This window comes from Herbiconiux sp. L3-i23, assembly GCF_023734115.1.
Taxonomy (GTDB): domain Bacteria; phylum Actinomycetota; class Actinomycetes; order Actinomycetales; family Microbacteriaceae; genus Naasia.
Genome location: NZ_AP025737.1, coordinates 2,816,485 through 2,835,004, shown reverse-complemented (window position 1 = coordinate 2,835,004; position 18,520 = coordinate 2,816,485). Strand labels below are relative to the sequence as shown.

17 protein-coding genes are annotated in these 18,520 nt (G+C 68.1%); all 17 read left to right on the top strand.

Annotated features, from left to right (window positions below; all coding sequences use genetic code 11):
- Positions 1-140: 140 nt before the first annotated feature.
- The gene (locus tag NGH83_RS13560) at positions 141-1,802 is read left to right on the top strand and encodes a GspE/PulE family protein (protein WP_251856782.1); all 1,662 of its coding nucleotides are present in this window, start codon (positions 141-143) and stop codon (positions 1,800-1,802) included.
- An 83-nt stretch (positions 1,803-1,885) separates the two neighbouring features.
- A complete protein-coding gene (locus NGH83_RS13555; RefSeq protein ID WP_251856781.1) occupies positions 1,886-3,283 on the top strand; it encodes a type IV pilus twitching motility protein PilT in 1,398 nt (465 codons plus the stop codon).
- Positions 3,280-4,512 carry a type II secretion system F family protein gene (locus NGH83_RS13550; protein ID WP_251856780.1) on the top strand — a complete coding sequence of 411 codons (1,233 nt, stop codon included), beginning with the start codon at positions 3,280-3,282 and terminating at the stop codon, positions 4,510-4,512. The genes NGH83_RS13555 and NGH83_RS13550 overlap by 4 nt, the downstream gene beginning before the upstream one ends.
- A gap of 279 nt (positions 4,513-4,791) precedes the next feature.
- On the top strand, positions 4,792-6,114 hold the full coding sequence (locus tag NGH83_RS13545) for an HNH endonuclease signature motif containing protein (RefSeq protein WP_251856779.1): 1,323 nt from the start codon (positions 4,792-4,794) through the stop codon (positions 6,112-6,114).
- An 875-nt stretch (positions 6,115-6,989) separates the two neighbouring features.
- Positions 6,990-7,433 (top strand): prepilin-type N-terminal cleavage/methylation domain-containing protein, encoded by a 444-nt coding sequence (locus NGH83_RS15305; protein ID WP_305881786.1) that lies wholly within the window; start codon positions 6,990-6,992, stop codon positions 7,431-7,433.
- A 100-nt stretch (positions 7,434-7,533) separates the two neighbouring features.
- A complete protein-coding gene (locus tag NGH83_RS13535; RefSeq protein ID WP_251856778.1) occupies positions 7,534-7,947 on the top strand; it encodes a hypothetical protein in 414 nt (137 codons plus the stop codon).
- A complete protein-coding gene (locus tag NGH83_RS13530; protein WP_251856777.1) occupies positions 7,947-8,525 on the top strand; it encodes a prepilin-type N-terminal cleavage/methylation domain-containing protein in 579 nt (192 codons plus the stop codon). The genes NGH83_RS13535 and NGH83_RS13530 overlap by 1 nt, the downstream gene beginning before the upstream one ends.
- Positions 8,513-10,147, top strand: coding sequence for a polymer-forming cytoskeletal protein (locus tag NGH83_RS13525; RefSeq protein WP_251856776.1), 1,635 nt, complete (start codon positions 8,513-8,515; stop codon positions 10,145-10,147). Before NGH83_RS13530 ends, NGH83_RS13525 begins: the two co-directional genes overlap by 13 nt.
- Positions 10,144-10,965, top strand: coding sequence for an A24 family peptidase (locus NGH83_RS13520; RefSeq protein WP_251856775.1), 822 nt, complete (start codon positions 10,144-10,146; stop codon positions 10,963-10,965). The genes NGH83_RS13525 and NGH83_RS13520 overlap by 4 nt, the downstream gene beginning before the upstream one ends.
- 3 nt (positions 10,966-10,968) lie before the next feature.
- Entirely contained in the window at positions 10,969-12,036 is a 1,068-nt protein-coding gene (gene pilM, locus NGH83_RS13515) for a type IV pilus assembly protein PilM (protein WP_251856774.1), read from the top strand.
- Positions 12,033-12,752 (top strand): hypothetical protein, encoded by a 720-nt coding sequence (locus tag NGH83_RS13510; protein WP_251856773.1) that lies wholly within the window; start codon positions 12,033-12,035, stop codon positions 12,750-12,752. Before pilM ends, NGH83_RS13510 begins: the two co-directional genes overlap by 4 nt.
- Positions 12,749-13,381: a type 4a pilus biogenesis protein PilO gene (locus tag NGH83_RS13505; RefSeq protein WP_251856772.1), complete on the top strand. Its 633-nt coding sequence runs from the start codon at positions 12,749-12,751 to the stop codon at positions 13,379-13,381. Before NGH83_RS13510 ends, NGH83_RS13505 begins: the two co-directional genes overlap by 4 nt.
- A gap of 88 nt (positions 13,382-13,469) precedes the next feature.
- Positions 13,470-14,666: a hypothetical protein gene (locus tag NGH83_RS13500; RefSeq protein WP_251856771.1), complete on the top strand. Its 1,197-nt coding sequence runs from the start codon at positions 13,470-13,472 to the stop codon at positions 14,664-14,666.
- Complete coding sequence (locus tag NGH83_RS13495) at positions 14,635-15,120, top strand: DUF6121 family protein (protein WP_251856770.1); 486 nt, start codon at positions 14,635-14,637, stop codon at positions 15,118-15,120. The genes NGH83_RS13500 and NGH83_RS13495 overlap by 32 nt, the downstream gene beginning before the upstream one ends.
- Before the next feature lie 277 nt (positions 15,121-15,397).
- On the top strand, positions 15,398-15,772 hold the full coding sequence (rpsL, locus tag NGH83_RS13490) for a 30S ribosomal protein S12 (protein WP_251856769.1): 375 nt from the start codon (positions 15,398-15,400) through the stop codon (positions 15,770-15,772).
- Positions 15,772-16,242, top strand: a complete 471-nt coding sequence (gene rpsG / locus NGH83_RS13485) for a 30S ribosomal protein S7 (RefSeq protein WP_251856768.1) — start codon at positions 15,772-15,774, stop codon at positions 16,240-16,242. Before rpsL ends, rpsG begins: the two co-directional genes overlap by 1 nt.
- Positions 16,243-16,345: 103 nt before the next feature.
- On the top strand, positions 16,346-18,460 hold the full coding sequence (gene fusA / locus NGH83_RS13480; RefSeq protein WP_256470104.1) for an elongation factor G: 2,115 nt from the start codon (positions 16,346-16,348) through the stop codon (positions 18,458-18,460).
- The last annotated feature ends 60 nt before the right edge of the window (positions 18,461-18,520 follow it).

The window sequence follows — 18,520 nt, the reverse complement described above, 5'->3', positions numbered from 1 at the left end:
CCCCAAATGACCGACACCCGAAGGCGGGATCGCCGCGCCTCGCCCTCGTGGATAGCGTTGAGGCAGAAGTCGAGGGGACCTCGAACGACGCCGCGCGCATCGCGCAGGATCCCCTGACTTTCCGTATGTCAGGGGGACGTGTGGCTTCGCTTACCGAGATTCTCGTCATCCGCGGGCTCGTCCCGCCGGAGACGCTCGAATCCGCGGGCGAACGCGGCGACGACGCGACCATCCAGAGCCTGCTCGAAGGCGGCACCATCTCGGAGGCGCAGGTCGCCACCGCCCGCGCCGTCCGCGCCAACCTGTCGACGGTCGAGCTGATCGACTTCCCCGTCGACCCCGCGGCCCTCGCGCTCGTGCCCGCCGGCATGTGCCGCCGCTACGAGATCCTGCCGATCGCCATCGAGCGCGGCAAGCTCGTGCTCGCCATGGTCGACCCGGGCGATCTCTTCGCCCTCGACGACGTGCGCGCCGTCACCGGCATGCACATCGAACCCCGCGTCGCCGTGCGCAACGACCTGCTCAACGCGCAGTCGCTGCACCTGCGCGCCGACGGCGAGATGAGCGACCTGACCTCCGCCCTCGAAGAGCAGAGCGCGGCCGACGAGCCGAACCTGCCGCAGGTCGAGGACAGCGACGACGACGCGCCCATCGTGCGCTTCGTCAACCTGCTCATCAGCCAGGCCATCCAGGACTCGGCGTCCGACATCCACATCGAGCCGGCCGAGCACGAGGTGTCGGTGCGGTACCGCATCGATGGCGTGCTGCACCAGATGCAGAGCGCGCCCAAGGCCATCCAGAACGGCGTCATCTCGCGCCTCAAGATCATGGCGGACATCGACATCGCCGAGCGCCGTCGCCCGCAGGACGGCCGCATCTCGGTCGCCCACGGCGACCGCACCATCGATCTGCGCGTCGCGACCCTCCCCACGGTGTGGGGCGAGAAGGTCGTCATGCGTATCCTCGACGACTCGAACACCGCGATGACGATCAAGGATCTCCGCATCCTCGACCGCAACCTCGAGGTCTTCGAGAAGTCGTACACGAAGCCGTACGGCATGATCCTCGTCACCGGACCCACCGGTTCGGGCAAGTCGACGACGCTCTACACGACGCTGAAAGCCGTCGCCAAGCCCGAGATCAACGTCATCACCGTCGAAGACCCGGTCGAGTACCTGATGCCCGGCATCAACCAGGTGCAGGTCAACCCGAAGGCCGGCCTGACGTTCGCCAGCGCGCTCCGCAGCATCCTGCGCAGCGACCCGGATGTGGTGCTGCTCGGTGAGATCCGCGACCACGAGACCGCGCAGATCGCCATCGAGGCGTCGCTGACCGGCCACCTCGTGCTCTCGACCCTGCACACGAACGACGCCCCGAGCGCCGTCACGCGACTCACCGAGATGGGCATCGAGCCCTTCCTCGTCGGCTCGGCGCTCGACTGCATCGTCGCCCAGCGTCTCGCGCGCAAGCTCTGCGACCGCTGCAAGGAGCCGTACAAGCACGAGGTCAACAAGCTCGTTCCGCTGCGCTTCGGGCTGTTCCAGGATCAGGCGATCCCCGAGATCTATCGTCCGGTCGGCTGCTCCGCGTGCTCCGGCACCGGATACCGGGGTCGCGTCGCCATCCACGAGGTCATGCCCGTCACGGAGGAGATCGAGCGCCTCGCCGTCGAGCGTGCCTCGAGCCTCACGATCGGCAAGACCGCGATCGAGCAGGGCATGACGACCCTGCGCGAGGACGGCTGGGCGAAGGTCCGGCTCGGTCTGACGAGCGTCGAAGAGATTCTCCGCGTCGTGGCATAACGGCGCGGCAGGGGAGCACCGCAACAGCACACGCTGCACGAACACACGCTGCATTGATCAACGCTGAAATGGGGGAAGCGTCGATGGAAGGTTACGGACGGAACGAACCGGGACGTCCCGTATGGGACATCACGGGCGGATCGGAGCTGCCCACGCGGGCGTCGCTACGTTCCACCCGCCCGCAGGTCGACTGGTCGGCGGATGAGCTGGTGGAAGCCGCCGAAGCGGCGGCCGCTGCCGCCGTCGCCGCTCCGGCCCCGTCGGCCGCTGCCGCTGTCTCCGTCGCCGCTCCGACAGCGGCAGCGGTCGTCACCGAGGCGCCGCGTCCGGGCGTCGGGTCCGCCGACCCGGAGCTGATCGCCGCCCTGCAGGCGGTCGTCGACTCAAGCGGATCCGACCTCCACGTCACCGCCGGCGCCGTGCCGATGCTCCGCGTCGACGGCGAGCTGAAGCCCGCACCCAACCAGCCGGTGTGGGCGAAGGCGAAGGTCACGAGCGCGCTGCGCAGCATCCTCACCCCCGAGCAGTGGGAGCGTTTCGAGCGCGAGCTCGAGCTCGACTTCGCCTACTCGATCTCCGACGATTCGCGCTTCCGCGTGAACTTCTACCAGCAGCGCGACTCGATCGGCGGGGCGTTCCGCATCATCCCGACCGAGATCAAGCGGCTCGAGTCACTGGGCGTTCCCGATGCGGTCAGCCGGTTCGCCGCCCTGCCCCGTGGACTCGTGCTCGTCACGGGACCGACCGGCTCCGGCAAGTCGACGACCCTCGCGGCGCTCATCGACCTCGTCAACAGTTCGCGTCCCGACCACATCGTCACGGTCGAAGACCCGATCGAGTTCATGCACGGCAACAAGCGCGCGATCGTCAACCAGCGCGAGGTCGGCAGTGACACGCACAGCTTCGCGAACGCGCTGAAGCATGTGCTGCGGCAGGACCCCGACGTCATCCTCATCGGCGAGCTCCGCGATCTCGAGACCATCTCGGTCGCGCTGACCGCCGCCGAGACCGGTCACCTCGTCTTCGCGACGCTGCACACGCAGAACGCGGCGCAGACGATCGACCGCGTGATCGACGTGTTCCCGCCGCATCAGCAGGGGCAGGTGCGCGCCCAGCTCGCCGCGACCCTGCAGGGCGTCGTCTGTCAGACCCTCGTCAAGAAGGCGAGCGGTCAGGGTCGAGTCGTCGCGACCGAGATCATGTTCGTCACCCCCGCCATCGCGAACCTCATCCGCGAGGCGAAGACCTACCAGATCCCGTCGTCGATGCAGGCAGGTCGTGCGCTCGGCATGCACACCATGGATCAGAACCTCGCCGAACTCGTCGACTCGGGCACGATCACGCACGAGGCGGCGATCGAGAAGGCGCAGGACGTCGACGGGCTGAAGCAGCTCATCCACCGCGGAACCCCCGCCTCGCGCGGGCTCGGCAGCGCGTTCGATCTCGGCACCGACGGTCACGGTGGACGGAGCCTCTCGTGAGCACGGCCGTCAAAGCCTGGTCGTATCGCGGCCGCAACACCGACGGCAAGCTCGTCAAGGGCAAGCTCGACGCCCCCAGCGAAGGTGCGGTCGTCGCGCGGCTGAAGACCATGGGTGTCGCGCCGGTCGCCATCGAGGAGACCGCGCCGGGCACGGGACTCAACCAGGAGATCACGATCCCCGGGTTCGAGAAGAAGGTCGGCCTCAAGGACCTCGCCGTGATGAGCCGGCAGATGTCGACGATGGTGTCGTCGGGCCTGTCGCTGCTCCGGACCCTCACCATCCTCGCCGAGCAGACCGAGAACAAGAAACTCGCCGACACCCTCGGCGATGTGCGCAACGAGGTCGAGCACGGCGCCTCCCTGTCGGCCGCACTCGGACGGCACGACCAGGTCTTCCCGCCGCTGTTCATCAACCTGGTGCGCGCCGGCGAGACGGGCGGATTCCTCGAAGGCGCCCTGTCCTCCGTCGCCGACAACTACGAGTCGGAGCACAAGCTGCGTTCGACCATCAAGTCGGCGCTGACCTACCCGGTTGTAGTGCTGAGCATGGCGGTCATCGCCGTCATCGCGATGCTGCTGTTCATCGTCCCCACCTTCCAGGGGATGTTCGAGAGCCTCGGCGGTCAGCTGCCGTTGCCCACCCAGATGCTCGTCTGGCTCTCCGACGGAATGCGTTTCGGTGCGCCGATCCTCGCCGTCGCCGCCGTCGTGTTCGCGATCTGGTGGCAGAAGAACCGCTATACCGACCGGGTTCGCGGGTTCCTCGACCCCCTGAAGCTGAAGCTGCCCGTGTTCGGGACCCTGTTCAAGAAGGTCGCCGTCGCCCGCTTCACCCGCAACTTCTCGACCATGATCGGCGCCGGTGTGCCCATCCTGCAGTCGCTCAGCGTCGTGGGGGAGACCTCCGGCAACTGGGTCATCGAGCAGTCGTTGAAGAAGGTGCAGGAGTCGGTGCGCGTCGGCAAGTCGATCGCGGGACCGCTGTCGCAGGAGCCCGTCTTCCCCGCCATGGTGACGCAGATGATCGCCGTCGGCGAGGACTCCGGTTCGCTCGAGCAGATGCTCGAGAAGATCGCCGACTTCTACGACGACGAAGTGCAGACGACCACCGAGGCGCTGACCTCGCTGATCGAGCCGCTCATGATCGCGGTCATCGGCGTCGTCGTCGGCGGCATGATCGTGGCCCTGTACCTCCCGGTCTTCAATATCTTCACCCTCATCAAGTAGAGCCTGGGCATGCAGGTTGCCCGCGCGCGTTGAGTGGGCCGCGGGCGCCATGATGCCGGCACGAGGTGCCCGGCCCGGCGCGCGCGTGCGGGTACACGGATCAGGAGTTTGTCCACGGATCAGGAGTTCGCGCGCGAATCGTCCTGATCCGTGTGCATTTCGGCCGTTATCGAGCTGTTTCTCCTGATCCGTGCACCGGCTGATGTCGCCGAGCTTTGGTGGTATCCCGTCCGTTTCTGCGGCGAAGGCAATGTCGGTGGTTGCTGCTTCGATATCGATATGGATGAGCAGCGCGTCGAGGCGGAATCGTCCCCGACGGCTGCCCGATATCTCGTCGACCGTCTGGCCGAGCACGATTCGCTCGCCCGCGTCTATCAAGCGGCGCGCTTCGAATTCATCGACGCCATCCGCCTGCAATTCGAGCGCGATCTCGGTGCCGACTGGCACGATCCCGATTCGCTCGAGTGGCGCGATCTGCGTGCAGAAGTCGCCGCGGTGCTACAGGTGCACGAGCGTACCGCTCAGTCGCTGTTGGAGCTCGCCCGCCAGCTCGTCCATGTCTTCCCGTCGACCTTCGCGCGGCTTCGGCAGGCGGAGTTCTCCGAACGGCACGCCCGCGTGCTGGTCGAGCACTCGCATGGGCTCGCCGCCGAGCTGGTCTCGGAGTACGAGGCCCGTCTGCTGGAGTTCGTCGATCTCCCAGTGCCGCGGTTCGATCGGATGGCGCGGAAGATCCGCGCAGATCTGCAACCCGAAGAGCTGATCGAACGCCACAAGGAAGCGCTGGTGGAGCGTCGGACCGCGGTCGAACCGGCCGGTGATGGGATGGCTTGGTACGGCGCGTACATGTCCGCCGAATACGTCATCGGTGCCGCCGCCGCGGTGACCGGGCTGGCGAAGGGACTCATGGTCGAGGGTGAGACCCGCACCCTGCAGCAGATCGAAGCGGACGTCTTCCGCGACCTGCTCATCGACGCCGGCGGCGTCACCGCCCCTGTGGTCGAGGGGGAGCCGGTTCAGTCCACCCCGGCGGCGCGTCGGGGCATCAACCCGCAGGTCGCGACCACCGTGCCGGTACTCACGGCGCTGGGCCGGTCGGACGAGCCCGGCCAGCTCGAGCGCTACGGGCCGATCGACGCGGACACCGCCCGCCGGATCGCCGGCGAGGCGCCGGGCTGGATTCGGATCCTCACCGACCCGGAGGACGGAGCGATCACCTCGTTCGGTCGGACGACGTACAAGGTCCCCAAGCAGCTGCGGCGGTATCTCGCCGCACGCGACGAGGTGTGCCGGTTCGTGGGCTGCACCCGATCGGTCGAGCATTGCGATGTCGATCACACGAAACCGTGGGCGGAGGACGGCGAAACGGTCGCCGCGAACCTCGCGCACCTGTGCAAGGGCCACCACATGGTCAAAGGCCGCAAACGGTGGCGCGTCACTGCTTCCCCGGGAGGGACCCTGACCTGGACCTCGCCGACGGGGCGCACGTACACGACGAAACCGGCCCGCACCTTCGCTCCACCCGGCCGCACCATCCCGGGAGCACCACCGCTGGTGATGAGAGCCTGGCTCCCAGACGACGAGTCCACCGCACCGTTCTAAGCCCTTCGAAGCGCTCTTCTCAGTGAGCGGGCCCTTCGGTCGCGCCGAAACCATGGCGCTGTGCTCTCGATGCGCTCGTTCCTCGCTCACTCGAGCCGTCTCGATACGGGCCTGGGGGCCACACTCGACGACCGGGATTTCGTATCGCTTCGCTCAACGAGCGGGCCCTATCGGTCGTCGAGTAGCGACGAAGGAGCGTGTCGAGACGGGTCGAGTAAGCGAAGCGCATCGAGACCATGGCGCTGTGCTCTCGATACGCTCGTTCCTCGCTACTCGAGCCGTCTCGATACGGGCTTCGCCCTACTCGACGACCGGAATTGAGACTGGCGCCCTCCGTATCGCTTCGCAGGCGGGCACAACTGCCCCCGGTCGTCGAGTAGCGACGGAGGAGCGTATCGAGACCACGGCGCCGAGGTTGAGGCTGCGCTCTCGATACGGGTCGTTCCTCGCTACTCGAGCCGTCTCGGTGCGCTTCGCTTACTCGACGACCGGGGTGGGAGTCGGCCCCTCCGTATCGCTTCGCTCAACGAGCGGGAGGCCAGCGTGCGCCAGCGCCCATTCGACGTCCGGAAACGGCCAGTGTGGCGGTCAGTGGGCCCGATCGTCGCGATAAGTGGTCGATTCCTTTTTCGCGCCTGAAAGGCATTCTCCGCGAGGTTGCAACCTCCCTTTAGGGGGTCGACAGGTCCGCATTCTGTAACCCGATATGGGGGACTCCCCCGCATGGGGGCCACATGAACTGGGGACATGAAAAGGCCTCATGTCCCCCAAATAAAGGACTGTGAATCGTCTGGAGCGCAGGAACGATTGATGGCGGTGGCACGGATCAATTGGGGGGCCGCCGCCTCACTAACTCTGAAGGAAACGGAACTGCAATGATTTCGAAGCTGTACAGCAACCTCGTCGTCAAGCGCGATGAGCTCAACAAGGACGACAAGGGCTTCACGCTCATCGAGCTCCTCGTCGTCGTCCTGATCATCGGCATCCTGGCCGCGATCGCCATCCCGATCTTCCTGACGCAGCAGGACCAGGCGAAGGACTCGGCCGTCAAGTCGGACCTCGCCAACGCGAAGACCGCGGTCGTCTCGTTCCTCGTCGACGACCCCGACGCTGGCTCGGTGACGATCGAGGCTCTCGAGGAGGACTACAAGTTCGTCCCCAGCGACGGCACCGAGTTCGAGTCGGAGACGATCACGATCACGAACGGTGACTTCGAAATCACCGCCGGCCGCGACGGCTCGGACAAGACGTGGACCGTCACCTCTACCACCGGCGTCACCGAGGACGGCGCCGAGGCGCCCGCCGGCGGCAACGGCTGATCCACCTAGCACTCCTCCCGGTGGGGCGTCCGCGGACCGCGGCGCCCCACCGGCACACCCGAAGCTCTTCACCCCGACCACGAGCACCGAGGAAGAAACGATGGAGCCCCAGGCGCAGGGCACTGGCACCGACGAAGACGGGATCGGCATGATCGAGATCGTCGTCGCGATGTTCGTACTCGCCGTCTTGGCTCTCGCCTTCCTTCCCGTGCTCACGCAGGGGCTGCTGAACTCGCAGCGCAACTCCGAGATCGCGACCGCGACGCAGCTCATGTCGACGCAGCTCGAACTCGCCCGCTCCGCCGGTTCAACCTGCTCGGCGCTCATCGCGTTCGACGCCGCCGACCCGGCTGATGTGACAGTCGATGGCCGAGAGTACGAGATCGAGCGCAGCCTGATCGGCGCCTGCCCCGACCCGGCCGTGACGGGCACCGTCCTCGTCGACATCGAGGTCCGGTCCGACGGTCGCGTCCTCTCGACCGCGCAGACCCGCGTCTTCGTCGGGGGTGCCTGATGCGTCGGCTGAAGGAGCGCCTGCGCCGCGACGACGGCTTCACGCTCATCGAACTCGTCATCTACAGCGCACTGCTGCTCCTCGTCCTCGGGATCGTCGGAAGCGTCATGGTCAGCGGCATCACCAACCAGGCCCGCATCACCGACACGACGTCGTCGACGACCGAGTCGCAGACCGCGGTCGAGTCGCTCGGTCTCGGCGTCCGCAACGCCACCGCGATCAACTCGCCGACCGTCTCGCGTCCGCTGCTCATCGTGAAGACGTACAAGCGCGGGGCGACCGCAGACCTGCAGTGTCAGGCCTGGTACTACTCGGCGACCGAGCGCACCATCCGCGCGAAGGTCACGAACAACACGAAGATCGGCATCCCGTCCGCGTCCCAACTGCGCACCTGGACGCTCCTCGCCGAAAACGTCGCCCCTGTGGACAGCAGCACCCCGATCTTCCAGACCTCCGGTAGGACCGTGACGGTGAACTTCGTCGTCCGCAGCGACGCCGGATCGGGGCAGATCGTCACCACCTCGATCGCCAGCAGGCAGAACACGGTGGGAGGTGCTCCGTCCGAATGCGTGCTCTGAACCGGATCCTCACCGCGGCTCGACGTCGCGTCGCAGACGACCGTGGAAGCGCGATGGCGTCGGTCATCGGGCTGCTCGCCGTCACGATGGTCATCACCACCGTCGTCGTCGCCGCGACCGTGCAGTCGTACCTCTACACCGCCGACGCGCGCGCAAGCGTGCAGTCGCAGGCCGCCGCCGACGCCGGCATCGACGCCGCCTACGCCAAAGTCAAGGCGGGCACTTGCTCGCTCAACACCGGTGACGGGGGAGTGGGTCCCGCGTTCGCCTCCACCGTCTGGTACCGCACGACGACCACCGGAGCGTGGATCCCCGGCTGCCCGACCGCCTCGAGCGGCGCCGTGCAGATCAAGATCGAGTCCACGGGCACCTCGGCGAACGACGCCGACGAGAGGGCCAAGGCGGAGGCGGTCTACAACTGGACTCCGCCGACCGCCACCGGCTTCACCGGCGGCCCCGCCGTCTACGCCTACGACGCCGCCGGCTTCGGCGGGTCGGGGCGCCTCGTCTCGGCCACCGGCAACGCCGACGTCATGGTCAAGACCGGGGATGTCTCCTGCACGGGCGCCTCGACCGGCGCCGACGACCTCGTCGTCGACGGGGGCAAGCTCACCGTCAGCGGCTCCTGCAACATCTCCGGCAACGTCTGGGCGTCGAAGGCCCTGGTCGTCGAAGGCGGCACGTCGGTCGGTGGCAACGCCGTCGCAGCGAGCATCACGGTGCCCGGCTCCAGCTCCATCGGCGGCGGAGCGTGGGCGACCGGCGACATGCGGCTCGAGGGCTCCGGCTCCGTCGGAGGCGACGTCACCGCCAACAACCTGACCCTCACCGGCAGCGCGAGGGCGAAGAGCAACGCCTGGGTCTACAACGCGACCACCATGGCCTGGTCCACCAACATCGCGAAGAACCTGACCACGAAGACCGCGGCGCTCGACAACCCTTCGGGCAACGTGTCAGGAACCCGCAAGATCGAGAGCAAGGGTCCCGGCCCGAGCCCGTACCAGACGCCGAAGAAGCCGACGGTGCCCGACTGGGTCGACTACGACTACAAGCTCGCCGACTGGGTCGGCTTCACCGAGTACAAGATGCCCGCCGGCAGCTGCGGCCCCGCCCAGCTGAACGCCGCGATCGCGTCGATGGCGGGCCGCAAGGTCGTCATCGACGCGCGCCTCTGCACCTCGGTGAGCATCGGCGGCGCCGACACCGTTGCGCTCGCCGCCGACACGGTGATCATCGCGAACAAGTACGACCTCGGCGGCAGCGGGCGGTTCAGCTCGAGCGCGGACATCAAACTGTGGCTCATCACCCCGGACACCGTCGCCGACAAGGTGCCGACCTGCCCGTCGGGTGCGAGCTTCGCGATCGGCGGCGCCTTCGTCATCCCGTCGCGGGTGTCGACGATGTTCTACAGCCCGTGCCTCATCTCGCTCGCGTCGGGCCTCAACGTCACCGGCCAGATCTTCGCCGGAAAGGCGTCGATCAACGGCGCGGCGACGCTGCACTACGTACCCGTCGGGCTGCCCGGCGTCGACCTCGACACCGGATCACCCTCGGGCGGTGGCTCGACCCCTGCCGGCACCGTCGGCGACCAGCAGTACTACCGGGAGGTGGCGGCCGGATGATCGCCACCATCATCGGACTCTTCGGCGGCCTGATCGGCTCGTTTCTCAACGTCGTCATCTACCGCGTCCCGCGCGGAATGTCGGTCGTCAACCCACCGAGCGCCTGCCCTGGCTGCGGCACGCCGATCGCGAAGCGCGACAACGTGCCCGTGCTCTCATGGCTGCTCCTCGGCGGACGCTGCCGCACCTGCCGCACGGCGATCTCGGCCCGCTACCCGCTCGTCGAACTCGGCACCGGCCTCTTCTTCGCCGCGGTCGCGCTGCGCTTCCTGCCCGAACTCCTCACCACCGACGGTGCGGCGGAACTCGTCGCGGGACTCCTCTCCCTCGTCGCGTTCCTCGCTCTCGCCGGCAGCTCGGTCGCGCTCGCGCTCATCGACATCGACGTGAAGCGCCTGCCGAACGCGATCGTGCTGCCGCTGCTGCTCGTCGGCGCCGTTCTGCTGAGCGCCTCGAGCATCGTCGTCGGCGACGGTGCCGCGCTCCTGCGGGCCGGCATCGGACTCCTCGCCCTCGGCGGGGTGTACTTCGCGCTCGCCGTGGCGGTGCCCGGAGGCATGGGCATGGGCGATGTGAAGCTCGCCGCGGTGCTCGGTCTCTTCCTCGCCTGGCTCGGCTGGGCGCCCTTCGCGGTCGGCGCCATCGCGGCCTTCCTGCTCGGCGGCCTCTTCGGAGTCGTCCTCCTCCTCACGCGACGGGCGAAGCGCGGCACGAACGTGCCGTTCGGTCCGTGGATGCTCCTCGGCGCGTGGATCGGCGTCTTCGCCGGCGCGCCCGTCGCTGCTGCTTATCTCTCTCTTCTCGGTCTGGGGGCCTGACAGATGCCACAACGGGTGGTCGGAATCGACATCGGCAACACGGGGGTGCGCGCCGCAGAGGTGCAAGACCCGCACAAGGCGGGCGGCACCGTGATCCGCTACGGCGAAGTCGCGCTGCCCGAGGGGGCGGTGCGCGACGGCGACGTGCACGAGGTGAACAACGTCGCCAACGCGCTGCGCCAGCTCTGGTCCGAGGCGGGCTTCAAGACGAAGGACGTCGTCTTCGGGGTCGGCAACCACAAGGTGCTCGCCCGCGAACTGTCGATGCCGAAGATGCCGCTGCCGCGCATCCGCGAGTCGCTGCCCTTCCAGGTGCAGGACCTGCTGCCGGTGCCCGTCTCCGAGGCGCTGCTCGACTTCTACCCGATCTCGGAAGGCGAAGGCGACGCGGGTCCCGTCATCCACGGCCTGCTCATCGCCGCGGTGAAGGAGCCCATCGAGCAGAAGGTCGCCGCTGCCCGCCTGGCGGGCCTCAACCCCGTCGGGGTCGATCTCGTCCCCTTCGCGCTCAGCCGCGTGCTGCTCACCGGCGACAGCGCCAAGGGCTCCGTCGCGCTGATCGACGTGGGCGAGATGACGACCATCGTCGTCGTCGCCCGTGACGGTGTGCCCGGTTTCGTGCGCATCATCCCCGCCGGCGGCAGCGATGTGACGCGGGCGCTCGCCGACCGTCTCGACCTGCCCATCGACGAAGCCGAGCGGCTGAAGCGCATGGTCGGCCTCGTCGCCTCGCCGAAAGCGCCCGAGGGCCTCAGCACCACCGCCTACGAGGCGGTGCTCGAGATCGTCTTCTCCGTCACCAGCGAGATGCTCTCCGGTCTTCGCAACACGCTCGCCTACTACTCCGCCAACGGCGGCGACCAGATCGAGCGGATCCTGCTCACCGGCGGTGCCGGACGGATGCCCGGGTTCTCGGACGCGTTGCACGAACTGACGCGCATCCCCGTCGCCGAGGGGACGCCGCTCGCCGGCCTCTCCCTCGCGAAGAACCTGCGCGAACGCGAACCGGAATCGGGCTGGGGTGCGATGACCGTCGCCGTCGGCCTCGCCAGCGGAGGTGCGGAGCGATGACGTCGTTGAGTCTCACCAAACCCATCACCTTCGGCCGGAGCAAGGACAAGACCGCGGCCGAAGCGACGGCCTCACCCGCCGCACTCGGCGGCGCGCCCCGTGCCAACCTGCTGCCCCCGTCGGTCATCGCCGCACAGCGCGGCCGTCGAGCCGTGCGCGGCATGGTCGCCGGCGTCGTCGCCGCCGCCGTGGTCGTCGTCGCCGGAGTCGCCGCGTCCGGCTGGCTCGCCGTGTCGGCCAGCGACGACCTCGCGACCGAGCGGGCACGGACCGAGGCGCTCGTCGCCGAGCAGGCGGAGTACGCCGACGTCAGCAGCGCCCTCGCCGGCGTCGCCGACAAGCGCAGTGCGCTCGAGACCGTCGGTCAGAGCGATGTGCTCTGGTCCGACTACCTCTCCGCGGTGCGCGCCACGCTCCCCCAGGGGATGCTGGTCATCGGGATCGCGGTCGACGCGACCTCGCCGCTCAGCACCATCGCCTCCGACACCAGCGCCCTCGGCGCCGACCGGGCGGCGACCATCACCCTCACAGTGACGACGCCCGACCTGCCGTCCGTGCAGGCGTGGATCGACAGCCTCGCAGGGCTGCCCGGCTACTCCGACGCGGTGCTCAACGCCATCAGCCGCGACCAGACGGGCTTCTACCAGTCGGTGGTCACCCTCAGCGTCGACGACACCGTGTACTCGGGCCGATTCGCCGAGGAGGCAGCCGAATGAACGCCACACGTCTCTGGTTGATCGGCGGGGCACTCGCCATCGTCGCGATCCTCGCCGGCGGTTGGTTCCTCGGGGCGCAGCCGTTCATCGCCCAGGCGAAGGCGGCGAACCTCGAGCAGGAGTCCGTCGCACAGGTCAACGCCGCCCAACGGGCGCGCATCGACCAGCTCGCGAAAGCCCAGGAGAACCTGCCGGAGCTCGAGGCAGAACTCGCCGTCCTCACCGACTACCTGCCCGAGAACGCGAGCATGTCCCGCCTCGTGGGCGAGCTGGCCCAGATCGCCTTCGGTTCGGGGGTCGACATCACCACCGTCACCGCCGCCGAAGCCACCCTGCTCTCCGACGCCGAGGGCGCGCCCGCGCCGGCGCCCGCTGAGACGGCCGAGGACGGCGAGGCGACGACCAAGTCGGCGGCGACGACCGCGGTTCCCGAGGTCCCCGGCATGGTCGCGATCCCGATCCAGCTATCGGCCGACGGAAGTCTCGACGCGCTGCAGGCCTTCGTGAGCAGCATCCAGCAGCTCGACCGCCTGATCACCGTGTCCGGCCTCACCTTCTCCGAGAACCGCGACAAGGGCGGCTTCTCGCTGAACCTCAGCGGCGCGGTCTACGTTCAGCCGACCGCCTGACAGGGGCCGCTCAGCCGGCGCCGAGCGGGCCTCCACCTACACTGGGACCACCGGTGGCGGGAGGCCGCCGATCGCCGGAGGAGCACGCATGAGCGACACGAACGACCGAACGGGGAACATTCCCGAAGGACGCCGTGAGACGTACCGCAGCGACGGCGACCCCGAGCCCGTCGTCGATGAGCCGGCGCCCGCGGCGGCTGCGGACGCGACCCCGAACGACACCTCCGCTCCGGTCGCGAGCGCAACCGACGGGTCACGATCCGAGGCGGATGAGGCGCCTCTCGCCGCCCCCGTGCCGGCGCGCGCCGAGAACAGGACCGCCCCGACGCGTGCGGTCGACGCGCCCGCGGAAGCCGACCCCGCCTCGGCCGAGCGCACGAATACGGTCCCCGCGCCGCTCGCGCCCGAAACCGACTCGTCCGGTCCTGCTCACCGCGCGCCCGATGTCGCGGCAGCCGACGCCGTCGCGACCGCGCCGCCCACACCCGAGCCGGTCGTGACCGAGCACCCCGTCGCGTCCGCGCCGCCCGCCTCTGCCGTGGCGGACGCCGACGCACGCGCCGACGCGAAGACGGAAGTCACCCCGGTCGCAACGCCGACAGTGGCAGCTCCGGTACCGACGCCGACCGTCGAGACGGCTCCGACGGCTCCGACCACTGCGACCGGCCCCGCCGAGCGCACCGACGAACCGCGCACCGACGAGCCGCGCACCGTCTACCTCGAAGCGCCGGCCCCGCCGAAGAAGAAGGGCAACCGCGGCTTCGGCACGCTCATCGCGCTGCTCGCCGCCATCGCCTTCGCGCTCGTCTGGGCGGGCGCCGCGGCCCTCATCATCGCCGTCGGCACACCGGCCGACCTCTTCGCCGAGTCGTTCACCAACTTCGTGCTGAGCGCCGCGTTCTGGGTGCCGATCATCGCCTTCTTCGTCGGGCTCGTGATCGTCGTCCTGCTCTTCAACCGTGCCGGCTGGCCGCTCTACATCATCGGCGGCCTCATCGTCGCGGTGCTCGTCTACGGCGGCTACCTGCTCGGAGCGGTCATCACCGTCGCGCAGCAGATCACCCCGAGCGAGGTGACCGGGTTCCTGTCGCGGATCTCGATCAGTCCCCTCGCGATCGCGGCGGGAATCGCGGCACGCGAGGTCTCGATCTGGTCGGGCGCCGCGATCGCGGCGCGCGGACGCCGGGTGAAGGCGAAGAACGCGCAGGCGCAGGCCGATTACGAGAAGGCAAGCGCCGAGCGGAAGGCGGAGTATGAGCGAGCCCGCACCGGCGCGCACGCCTGACCCCCGCATCATCGCGGTCTTCGGCGTCGTCGCTTGGATCGCCGCGGTCGTCGCCACCTTCGGCCTGCTGAGCCTCATCCTCGACGTCGACGTGATCAGCCAGGCGCAGGCGGGGCCGCTCCTCGGGCCCGTCATGGTGGTCGCCGGCGCGGTCGTGCTCGGCCTGCTGCTCGTGCGCGTCCAGACCGCCCGGCAGGGGCCGGGGATCAGTTTCGTCGGGGCGACCGCGGCGGTGTACATCACCATGCTCTTCGTCGGCGGCATCGTCTACACGGCGATCACCGCCGACCTGCTCCAGCTGCTGTTCTTCCCGTTCGGCTACTCCGCGAGCCCGTTCATCGTCGCGGCCGCGGTGCTCGCCGGACTGACGGCCATCGCGGTCCTCGCGGTGGAGGGTCGGGGCGAAACGGGCGGCCGACCCCGCTGGCCGTGGGAGAATAGAGGAGAGCCGTGAGCGAGTGCTCAACGGCGCGCCGTCTCGTTTGACGGGGTCAACCCACCGGGCTATCATTTTTCGGGTGTGTGCCGTGTGCACACTCTTGAATCTCGGCGCAACCGGGCTTCGACGCCAAGGCCTGTCATCTCATGGCAGCGGATGTCGGAGAACAACACGCCATCCACCCAGCGATACGAGTTCGTCCTGTGTTGCCAGGGGGTCAGACGGCCTGACCGTTCCTCTGCGGAGAGCGGTGGCCGCCCAACGAGCAACACAGACAATGAGGAGTTAGCAAGTGCCCACCATTCAGCAGCTGGTCCGCAAGGGCCGCACGCCCAAGGTCAGTAAGACCAAGGCGCCGGCACTGAAGGCGAACCCGCAGCAGCGCGGCGTCTGCACCCGCGTCTACACGACCACCCCGAAGAAGCCGAACTCGGCTCTGCGCAAGGTCGCTCGCGTGAAGCTGTCGAACGGCATCGAGGTCACCGCCTACATCCCCGGTGAGGGCCACAACCTGCAGGAGCACTCGATGGTGCTCGTGCGCGGCGGTCGTGTGAAGGACCTCCCCGGTGTTCGTTACAAGATCGTCCGCGGCGCGCTCGACACGCAGTCCGTGAAGAACCGCAAGCAGGCTCGCAGCCGTTACGGCGCGAAGATGGAGAAGAAGTAATGCCCCGCAAGGGTCCCGCCCCGAAGCGCCCCGTCGTCGCCGACCCGGTGTACGGCGCCCCTGTCGTCTCGCAGCTGGTCAACAAGATCCTGCTCGACGGCAAGAAGGGTCTCGCCGAGCGCATCGTCTACGACGCCCTCGAGGGTGTCGCGTCGAAGAACGGTCAGGACGCCGTGACCACGCTGAAGAAGGCGCTCGACAACGTGCGCCCCTCCATCGAGGTCAAGTCGCGTCGCGTCGGTGGCTCCACCTACCAGGTGCCGGTCGACGTCAAGCCGCACCGCGCGAACACGCTGGCGCTGCGGTGGCTCACCAACTACGCCAAGTCGCGTCGCGAGAAGACGATGACCGAGCGTCTCACCAACGAGATCCTCGACGCCTCGAACGGCCTCGGTGCCGCGGTCAAGCGTCGCGAGGACACCCACAAGATGGCCGAGTCGAACAAGGCCTTCGCGCACTACCGCTGGTAAACCCCGGCGCCATGCTCATAGCGAACGGGGCTCGCGAGACGAAATGTCCCGAGCCCCGTTCGTTGTTTCAGTTCCCAGATACGAAAACCCTCCGGAGGACCCCGTGGCACAGGACGTGCTCACCGACCTGAACAAGGTCCGCAACATCGGCATCATGGCGCACATCGATGCCGGCAAGACCACCACCACCGAGCGCATCCTGTTCTACACCGGCATCACCCACAAGATCGGTGAGGTGCACGACGGTGCCGCGACGATGGACTGGATGGCGCAGGAGCAGGAGCGCGGCATCACCATCACGTCCGCCGCGACGACCTGTTTCTGGAACAAGAACCAGATCAACATCATCGACACCCCCGGACACGTGGACTTCACGGTCGAGGTCGAGCGCTCGCTCCGTGTGCTCGACGGCGCCGTCGCCGTCTTCGACGGCAAGGAGGGCGTCGAGCCCCAGTCCGAGACCGTGTGGCGTCAGGCCGACAAGTACAACGTCCCCCGCATCTGCTTCGTCAACAAGATGGACAAGCTGGGCGCCGACTTCTACTTCACCGTCGACACCATCATCAACCGCCTCGGCGCGAAGCCCCTCGTGCTGCAGCTCCCGATCGGATCGGAGTCGTCCTTCGAGGGCGTCGTCGACCTCGTCGAGATGCGAGCACTCACCTGGCGCGGCGACGCGAAGGGTGACGTCCAGATGGGCGCCAAGTACGAGATCGAAGAGATCCCGGCCGACCTCAAGGACAAGGCCGACGAGTACCGTCAGGTCCTCCTCGAGACCGTCGCCGAGTCCGACGACGCGCTGCTCGAGAAGTTCTTCGGCGGCGAAGAGCTGACCGTGGCCGAGATCAAGGGCGCGATCCGCAAGATGACCGTCGCCAGCGAGCTCTACCCGGTGCTCTGCGGCTCCGCGTTCAAGAACCGCGGCGTCCAGCCGATGCTCGACGCGGTCGTCGACTACCTGCCGTCGCCGCTCGACGTGCCCGCCACCGAGGGCCACGACGTGCGTGACGAGGAGATCGTCATCGAGCGCCACCCCGACCCCAAGGACCCCTTCGCGGCCCTCGCGTTCAAGGTCGCGGTGCACCCGTTCTTCGGCCGCCTCACCTACATCCGCGTCTACTCGGGCCAGCTCGAGTCGGGCGGCCAGGTCATCAACTCGACCAAGGGCCGCAAGGAGCGCATCGGCAAGATCTTCCAGATGCACTCCAACAAGGAGAACCCGGTCGACGCGGTGACCGCCGGTCACATCTACGCGGTCATCGGCCTCAAGGACACCACCACCGGTGACACCCTGAGCGACCCGTCGAACCAGGTCGTCCTCGAGTCGATGACCTTCCCGGACCCGGTGATCGAGGTCGCCATCGAGCCGAAGACCAAGGCCGACCAGGAGAAGCTCGGCACGGCCATCCAGAAGCTCGCCGAAGAGGACCCGACGTTCCGCACCGAGCAGAACCAGGAGACCGGTCAGACGGTCATCAAGGGCATGGGCGAGCTCCACCTCGACATCCTGGTCGACCGCATGAAGCGCGAGTTCAACGTCGAGGCGAACGTCGGCAAGCCGCAGGTCGCCTACCGCGAGACCATCAAGAAGTCGGTCGAGAAGTACGACTACACCCACAAGAAGCAGACCGGTGGTTCCGGTCAGTTCGCGAAGGTGCAGATCTCGATCGAGCCCATGGAGGTCACCGCCGAGACGAGCTACGAGTTCGTCAACGCCGTCACCGGTGGACGCGTGCCCCGTGAGTACATCCCCTCGGTGGACGCCGGAATCCAGGACGCCATGCAGGTCGGTGTCCTCGCCGGATACCCGACGGTCGGTGTCAAGGCGACCCTCGTCGACGGTGCCTCGCACGACGTCGACTCGTCCGAGATGGCGTTCAAGATCGCCGGCTCGATCGCGTTCAAGGAAGCGGCCCGCCGTGCGCAGCCCGCCCTCCTCGAGCCGATCATGGCCGTCGAGGTCCGTACTCCCGAGGAGTACATGGGCGACGTCATCGGCGACATCAACTCGCGTCGTGGCCAGATCCAGTCGATGGAGGACGCCACCGGCGTGAAGGTGGTCCGTGCGAACGTGCCGCTGTCCGAGATGTTCGGCTACGTGGGCGATCTGCGCAGCCGCACCTCCGGTCGCGCGGTGTACTCGATGGTCTTCAACAGCTACGCCGAGGTTCCCAAGGCCGTCGCCGACGAGATCGTCCAGAAGAACAAGGGCGAGTAGTCGCTCGGGTGTCGCGCACCCTCACCGGTTCGCGACACCCGGGATGGCTCCCGCCAGTCC